The sequence below is a fragment of the Streptomyces sp. NPDC030245 genome (genome assembly GCF_055572995.1).
Map to the genome: position 1 here is coordinate 169,787 of NZ_JBVICF010000008.1, position 6,996 is coordinate 176,782.

Annotated in this window: 5 protein-coding genes; 3 read left to right on the forward strand and 2 right to left on the reverse strand. The window is 72.4% G+C overall.

Going from position 1 to position 6,996, the window contains the following annotated elements:
• Nucleotides 1-495: 495 nt before the first annotated feature.
• Nucleotides 496-1,341 (forward strand): hypothetical protein, encoded by an 846-nt coding sequence (locus ACZ4Z4_RS22370; RefSeq protein ID WP_468329832.1) that lies wholly within the window; start codon nucleotides 496-498, stop codon nucleotides 1,339-1,341.
• A gap of 107 nt (nucleotides 1,342-1,448) precedes the next feature.
• Here the strand turns inward: ACZ4Z4_RS22370 and ACZ4Z4_RS22375 are convergent, their stop codons facing one another.
• Nucleotides 1,449-1,937: a MarR family winged helix-turn-helix transcriptional regulator gene (locus tag ACZ4Z4_RS22375; protein ID WP_468329835.1), complete on the reverse strand. Its 489-nt coding sequence runs from the start codon at nucleotides 1,935-1,937 to the stop codon at nucleotides 1,449-1,451.
• A 259-nt stretch (nucleotides 1,938-2,196) separates the two neighbouring features.
• Here ACZ4Z4_RS22375 and ACZ4Z4_RS22380 point away from each other — a divergent pair, with 259 nt between their 5' ends.
• Nucleotides 2,197-3,033: a lysozyme gene (locus ACZ4Z4_RS22380; protein ID WP_468329838.1), complete on the forward strand. Its 837-nt coding sequence runs from the start codon at nucleotides 2,197-2,199 to the stop codon at nucleotides 3,031-3,033.
• Nucleotides 3,034-3,089: 56 nt separating this feature from the next.
• Here the strand turns inward: ACZ4Z4_RS22380 and lon are convergent, their stop codons facing one another.
• Nucleotides 3,090-5,504, reverse strand: coding sequence for an endopeptidase La (gene lon, locus ACZ4Z4_RS22385; RefSeq protein ID WP_468329840.1), 2,415 nt, complete (start codon nucleotides 5,502-5,504; stop codon nucleotides 3,090-3,092).
• 217 nt (nucleotides 5,505-5,721) lie between these two features.
• On the opposite strand from lon, the gene ACZ4Z4_RS22390 reads away from it, so the two are divergent.
• A complete protein-coding gene (locus tag ACZ4Z4_RS22390; RefSeq protein ID WP_468329843.1) occupies nucleotides 5,722-6,759 on the forward strand; it encodes a methyltransferase in 1,038 nt (345 codons plus the stop codon).
• The last annotated feature ends 237 nt before the right edge of the window (nucleotides 6,760-6,996 follow it).

Below are 6,996 nucleotides of genomic sequence, written 5' to 3' on the forward strand. Positions count from 1 at the left end.
CCGCGCCCGCGGAGGCGTCCGTGGCCGTACCCTCCGGCGCACGCTCGGTCGGAGTGGTCGCGCCCGGCGTGGCCCCGTCAGGGGCCGTCTGCTTGCCTTTGCGCCGAGGCCGCATCTTCTGCACCGGTGCTCGCATTCTCGTTTTCGTCTGCCCTTGGGCCCGGGTGACGACCTGTCAACACGAGCGCTCCCCCCGGTACGGCTCCTGACCCTTCCAGTGCCGGTGAGTGGCGGTCGCGCATCGCCTGGCCGGCCACCCGAAGGAGTGAACATCGGCGGGGAGTTGGCGGGCAAGTCCCGGCAGGGCCGGTGCGGGGCCCGTCCGGTGTGCCGGTTGGACGTCTCCCATCGGCTTTGGCAGGATGCGCCGCCACACCCTTGCCGGAGTTGATCATTCCGGTCGAATTCCGGCGCACGGTCCGCCCGTACGAGCCGGTCCGGTGCCCCTTTGCGGCTTCTGGTGGACCTTGTGAAGGGCTCGTGCAGACTGGCCGGATGCGCATCGAACTCGCCACCGAGCCCGGCGACCCCGCACGCCCCAACGAGGACTACGCGGCGGTCGCGCTTCCCGCGTCCGGACAGGGTGGATCGCTCGTCCTCCTGGACGGCGTGACGCCGCCCGAGGGCCCGGTGGGCTGTCCGCATTCCGTCCCCTGGTTCACTTCGCGACTCGGCGGCGCGCTGGGCGAACTGTCCGTTTCACGCCCGGATATGACGCTCGCTGAGATCCTCGCGGCCGGCATTTCACGTACCGCCGAGTCACATGGTTCAACCTGTGACCTTTCTCACCCACGCACACCTCAGGCAACCGTCGTGCTCGTACGGTGGGACGCGGACCGCGTCGAGCACCTGGTCCTGTCCGACTCGGCGCTCCTCCTGGCGGGCCCCGGCGGCGCCGTGACCGCCGTGCTCGACCGCCGCCTGGCCGAACTGCCACCCGCCGTCCGGGCCCTGCGCGACGAGGTGCGCGCCCTGCCCCGGGGCTCGGCCGAACGGGACGCGGCGGCCCGCGCCTACGGAGTCGCGGTCGAGGCGCTGCGCAACGCGGAGGACGGCTTCTTCACCGCCGCCGCCGACCCCTCGGCCGCCCTGCGCGCCGTGACGGGTGAGGCGCCGCGGGCGGACGTCACGGCGGTGGCGGCGCTCACCGACGGGGCCGGGCGGTGGGTCGAGACGTTCCGCGAGGGCGGCTGGGCCGAGTGCTTCGCGCTGCTGCGCAAGGAGGGTCCGCAGCACCTGATCGACCGGGTGCGGGAGTTGGAGCGCGCGGACCCGGACCGCCTCGCCTTCCCGCGCGGGAAGCGGCACGACGACGCGGCGGTCGTGTACGCGGAGCTGTGACCCGGGCTGCGCGGGCCCCAGGTCACGCGCCGCCTGCGCGCGTACGGTTCACGCGCCGCCCGTGCGCGTACGGCTCACAAGTCGGCCAACCGGCTGGCGCGTACGGCTCACGAGTCCGCGCTCGCGTTCAGGCGGCCGAGCAGCCGGGCGAGTTCGGCGACCTCCGCCCGGTCCCAGCTCGCGAGACGGCGCACGTAACTGGCGCGGCGGGCGGCGCGCACCGTGCGGAAGCGGGTGCGGCCGCCGGGCGTGAGCCGGATGAGCCAGGCGCGCCCGTCGGCCGGGTCCGGCTCGCGGGCGACCAGACCGAGCTCCTCAAGTGCCCGCAGCTGGCGGCTCATCGTGGCCTTGCCGACGCCGATGAAGGCCGCGAGGTCGGTGGCGCGCTGCGGGCCGGAGTCGTCCAGGCGGACGAGCAGTCCGTACGCGGCGGGTTCCAGGTCGGGGTGGACCTGGCGCGCCATCTCGCCCGACGAGGCCCGCGCGCGGCGCAGCAGGACCGACAACTCCCGCTCCAGGGCGAGGAACTCGCGGTCCTCACCCTGTTCGGCGGCGTCCCGCGCGCCGCGCTCCCCACGCTCTTCTCCAGCACCCATGTCCGCTTTCCCGATTCTGAAAGTTATCGCCGGAAGGCCCTCGCGCCGCGGCCGTGGCGGCAGCGGCCTGACCAGTATTTCGCAAGGTGGAGACGGTCCCGCGCGGCAGGCACCGCCACAGGAGTGGACCAACGGCAGCGACCCGCCCCTCTTCCCTGGCGGCGGTCTACGTGCGTAGCTTTTCAAGTGACATGTTCACACCATTCGACATGTCGCAAGGTCCCCCCAGCGCACCACCGAGGCCTTCGGAGGCATACCCATGCCCGTGCACAGACCCGGACCTGCCCGCCGCTCGCGCTTGTCGCCGGCGGGGGTTCTCCTCGCAGCACTCTCCGCCCTCTCCCTCCTCCTGGCGCTCCCCACGGCGGCTCGGGCGGATGACGACGTCCCCCCGCGCGGCTCCGCCCGCCTCGGCCAGGGCGTCATCGAGCACGACGGCCAGGGCGGTCTGCCCAGCGGTGGCGGTGCCACCCAGACCGAGGGCGTCGACGTCAGCAGCCACCAGGGCAACGTCGCCTGGTCGACGCTGTGGAACAGCGGTGTGAAGTGGGCCTACGTCAAGGCCACCGAGGGGACGTACTACAAGAACCCCTACTTCGCCCAGCAGTACAACGGTTCGTACAACGTGGGCATGATCCGCGGCGCGTACCACTTCGCGACGCCCGACACCGCGAGCGGCGCCGCCCAGGCCAACTACTTCGTGGACAACGGCGGCGGCTGGTCGCGCGACGGCAAGACGCTGCCGGGCGCCCTCGACATCGAGTGGAACCCGTACGGGGCGGCCTGCTTCGGCAAGACCCAGGCGGGCATGGTCAGCTGGATCCGGGACTTCCTGAACACGTACAAGGCCCGCACCGGGCGCGACGCCGTCATCTACACCGCCACCAGCTGGTGGAAGCAGTGCACCGGCAACTACAGCGGCTTCGGCGCCAGCAACCCGCTGTGGATCGCCCGCTACAACACCAGCCCCGGTGAGCTCCCGGCCGGCTGGGGCTTCCACACGATGTGGCAGTACACCTCGTCGGGCCCGACGGTCGGCGACCACAACAAGTTCAACGGCGCCCTCGACCGGGTGCAGGCGCTCGCCAACGGCTGAGCGCGCGGACGGCGGCCACCCCGGCACGGGGGTGGCCGCCTCTCCCTCCCTACGTCCTACGCGGCCGCCGGGACCTTCACCTCGGCCTCCGTGAGCGCCAGTTCGAGCACCTGGCGCACGTCCGTCACCGCGTGGACGTCCAGCTTCTCCAGGACCTCGGCCGGTACGTCGTCGAGGTCCGCCTCGTTCCGCTTCGGGATGATCACCGTGGTGATCCCGGCGCGGTGCGCGGCGAGCAGCTTCTGCTTGACGCCGCCGATCGGCAGGACGCGGCCGGTCAGCGAGACCTCACCGGTCATCGCCACATCCGTACGGACGAGCCGCCCGCTGAGCAGCGAGGCGAGGGCCGTCGTCAGCGTGATGCCCGCGCTCGGCCCGTCCTTGGGGACCGCGCCGGCCGGGAAGTGGACGTGCACGCCCCGCTCCTTCAGGTCGCCGACGGGCAGCTCCAGCTCGGCGCCGTGCGAGCGGAGGAAGCTCAGCGCGATCTGCGCCGACTCCTTCATGACGTCGCCCAGCTGGCCGGTGAGCGTGAGCCCCGAGGCGCCCGTCTCCGGGTCCGCGAGCGACGCCTCCACGAACAGCACGTCACCGCCGGCGCCCGTGACCGCGAGCCCGGTCGCCACGCCCGGCACCGACGTGCGCCGCTCGGCCGGGTCCTGGGCGGACTCGGGCACGTGCCGCGGCCGCCCGAGCAGCTCGCGCAGGTCCGCGTCGGTGACGGTGAACGGCAGCTCACGCTCGCCCAGTTCGTGCTGGGCCGCGACCTTGCGGAGCAGCCGCGCCACGGACCGCTCCAGGTTGCGCACGCCCGCCTCGCGCGTGTACTCACCGGCGAGCTTGCGCAGCGCGCTCTCGTCGAGGGTCACCTCGTCCTTCTCCAGGCCGGCCCGGTCGAGCTGGCGCGGGAGCAGGTGGTCGCGGGCGATGACGACCTTCTCGTCCTCGGTGTAGCCGTCGAGGCGGACGAGCTCCATGCGGTCGAGCAGCGCCTCGGGGATGGCTTCGAGCACGTTCGCCGTGGCGAGGAAGACGACGTCGCTGAGGTCCAGTTCGACCTCCAGGTAGTGGTCCCGGAAGGTGTGGTTCTGGGCCGGGTCGAGGACTTCGAGGAGGGCGGCGGCCGGGTCGCCCCGGAAGTCCGAGCCCACCTTGTCGATCTCGTCGAGGAGCACGACCGGGTTCATCGACCCGGCCTCCTTGATGGCCCGCACGATCCGGCCCGGCAGCGCCCCCACGTACGTACGGCGGTGGCCGCGGATCTCCGCCTCGTCCCGTACGCCGCCGAGCGCGACGCGCACGAACTTGCGGCCCATGGCGTGCGCGACGGACTCGCCGAGCGAGGTCTTGCCGACGCCGGGCGGGCCGACGAGGGCGAGCACGGCGCCGCCGCGGCGCCCGCCGACGACGCCGAGGCCGCGGTCGGCGCGGCGCTTGCGCACCGCGAGGTACTCGGTGATGCGCTCCTTCACGTCCTGGAGGCCGGAGTGCTCGGCGTCCAGGATCTGCTGGGCGCCCTTGATGTCGTACGCATCCTCGGTGCGCTCGTTCCACGGCAGTTCGAGGACGGTGTCGAGCCACGTGCGGATCCACGAACCCTCGGGCGACTGGTCGCTCGCGCGCTCCAGCTTGTCGACCTCCTTGAGGGCGGCCTCGCGGACCTTCTCGGGCAGGTCGGCGGCCTCGACGCGGGCGCGGTAGTCGTCGGACTCCTCGCCCTCCTTCTCGCCGTTGATCTCGCGCAGCTCCTTGCGGACGGCGTCGAGCTGGCGCCGCAGCAGGAACTCGCGCTGCTGCTTGTCCACGCCCTCCTGTACGTCCTTGGCGATGGACTCGGCGACGTCCTGCTCGGCGAGGTGCTCGCGCAGCTGTTCGGTGGCGAGCCTGAGCCGGGCGACCGCGTCCTCGGTCTCCAGGAGCTGGACCTTCTGCTGGGTGGTCAGGAACGGCGAGTAACCGGAGTTGTCGGCGAGGGCGGAGACGTCGTCGATCTGCGTGACGCGGTCGACGACCTGCCAGGCGCCGCGCTTCTTCAGCCAGCTGGTGGCGAGCGCCTTGTACTCCTTGACGAGCTCGGTGACGGCGCCGGGCAGGGGGTCGGGCACGGCGTCGTCGAGCTTCTGCCCCTCGACCCAGAGGGCGGCGCCGGGCCCGGTCGTGCCCGCGCCGATGCGCACGCGGCTCCGGCCACGGATGAGGGCGCCGGGATCGCCGTCGGAGAGCCGGCCGACCTGCTCGACGGTGCCGAGGACACCGGTCGCGGCGTACGTCCCGTCGATGCGCGGAACAAGCAGCACCTTCGGCTTGCTGTCGCCGGTGGAGCGGGCCGCCGCCTGGGCGGCCTCCACCGCGGCGCGCACATCGGCGTCCGAGAGGTCGAACGGAACCACCATGCCGGGCAGGACCACCTCGTCGTCGAGCGGCAGCACAGGCAGAGTGAGCGGTGTGTACGAGGTGGACTCAGTAGCCATGATCTCCCCTTCGGCATTCAAGTTGAGCTGTATGGACTCAATGGTTATGAGCGCCGAGTTGTTCCCCGAGCCATGTTCGCTCTGAGCGATCAGCGAAAAGGGTCTTGGTCAGCCGTGGTTCGTGGTGGCTCATTCCCGTCACGCGTCCCCCGCGTACCGTTCCCTCCCGGCCGTCCCCTTGGGACCGTGGACGCTCCGACTCCCACGGAGGGGATCCATGGTGGACAGACCCGAGAACGGTGACGGTGGCGTGCGGGACGTGACCGGGCAGCTCACGGACCACGCACTGGGGCATCTCTTCTCGGCGGCGCTGCGCACGGCGGCGCTCTGCCGGGTGGCCGACCATCTGGCGACGGGCCCGCGCACCGCCGGGCAACTGGCGGAGCTGACCGGCACCCACGCCGGCCACCTCCGCCGCGTCCTGCGCTATCTCGCCACCCGCGGGGTCTTCCGCGAGGACGGGGCGGGCGCGTTCCACCTGACCCCGCTCGCGCACGCGCTCCGCACCGACGTGCCGGACTCGCTGCACGCGGCGGTCGTGATGCTGACCGACGAGGCGTTCCGGCGGACCTCCGCGGGGCTTGAGGAGACGGTGCGCAAGGCGGGCCCGTCCTTCGAACGGGTCTTCGGCAAGCCGTTCTTCGCGTACCTGGCCGAGGACCCCGCGCTGCGGGAGCTCTTCGACAGCGGCATGGCGTCGCTGTCGGGCCCGGTCGACGCGGTGATCGCCGGGACGTACCCGTTCCCGGAGAAGGGCACCGTGGTCGACGTCGGCGGCGGCCGCGGCGGGCTGCTCCGTGCGGTCCTGCGCGGGCGGCCCGGCCTGACGGGTGTCCTCTTCGACCAGACACCCGCCGTGAGCACGCACCTCCTGGGCACCGACGAGGAGCTGCGCGGCAGATGGCGGGCCGAGTCCGGGGACTTCTTCGCGGAGGTCCCCCAGGGCGGCGACGTCTACGTGCTCAAGCACGTCCTGCACGACTGGCCGGACGACGACTGCGAGCGGATCCTGCGCAACTGCCGTGCGGCGATGGCGCCGGACGCGCGCCTGCTGATCGTCGACTGCGTCCTGCCGTCCGGCAACGAACCGCACATCGGCAAGACCCTGGACGTGGCGATGGCGGCGATCGTGGACGGCCGGGAACGGACGGAGGACGAGTTCGCCGCACTCCTCGTCGGAGCGGGCCTGCGCCTGACGCGCATCCTCCCGACCGACGCGTTTCCCTCGATCGTGGAGGCGGTTGCGGCCACCTGACACGCCGCCGGGGCGAAGGCGGCACCCTGAGACGACGACGGGGCGAAGGTGCCGCCTCAGGGGCGCGGGGAACTGCGCGCCCAGCCACACCCGACCGGCACCCGACTCGCAGACAGGCGGCCCCCTGAGACGACGACGGGGGGCGAAGGTGCCGCCTCAGGGGCGCGGGGAACTGCGCGCCCAGCCACACCCGACCGGCACCCGACTCGCAGACAGGCGGCCCCCTGAGACGACGAC

Coding starts and splice junctions, on each gene's coding strand:
- lon (WP_468329840.1), bottom strand. CDS start 5,504: ATGGCTACTGAGTCCACCTCGTACACACCGCTCACTCTGCCTGTGCTG.
- ACZ4Z4_RS22390 (WP_468329843.1), top strand. CDS start 5,722: ATGGTGGACAGACCCGAGAACGGTGACGGTGGCGTGCGGGACGTGACC.
- ACZ4Z4_RS22375 (WP_468329835.1), bottom strand. CDS start 1,937: ATGGGTGCTGGAGAAGAGCGTGGGGAGCGCGGCGCGCGGGACGCCGCC.
- ACZ4Z4_RS22370 (WP_468329832.1), top strand. CDS start 496: ATGCGCATCGAACTCGCCACCGAGCCCGGCGACCCCGCACGCCCCAAC.
- ACZ4Z4_RS22380 (WP_468329838.1), top strand. CDS start 2,197: ATGCCCGTGCACAGACCCGGACCTGCCCGCCGCTCGCGCTTGTCGCCG.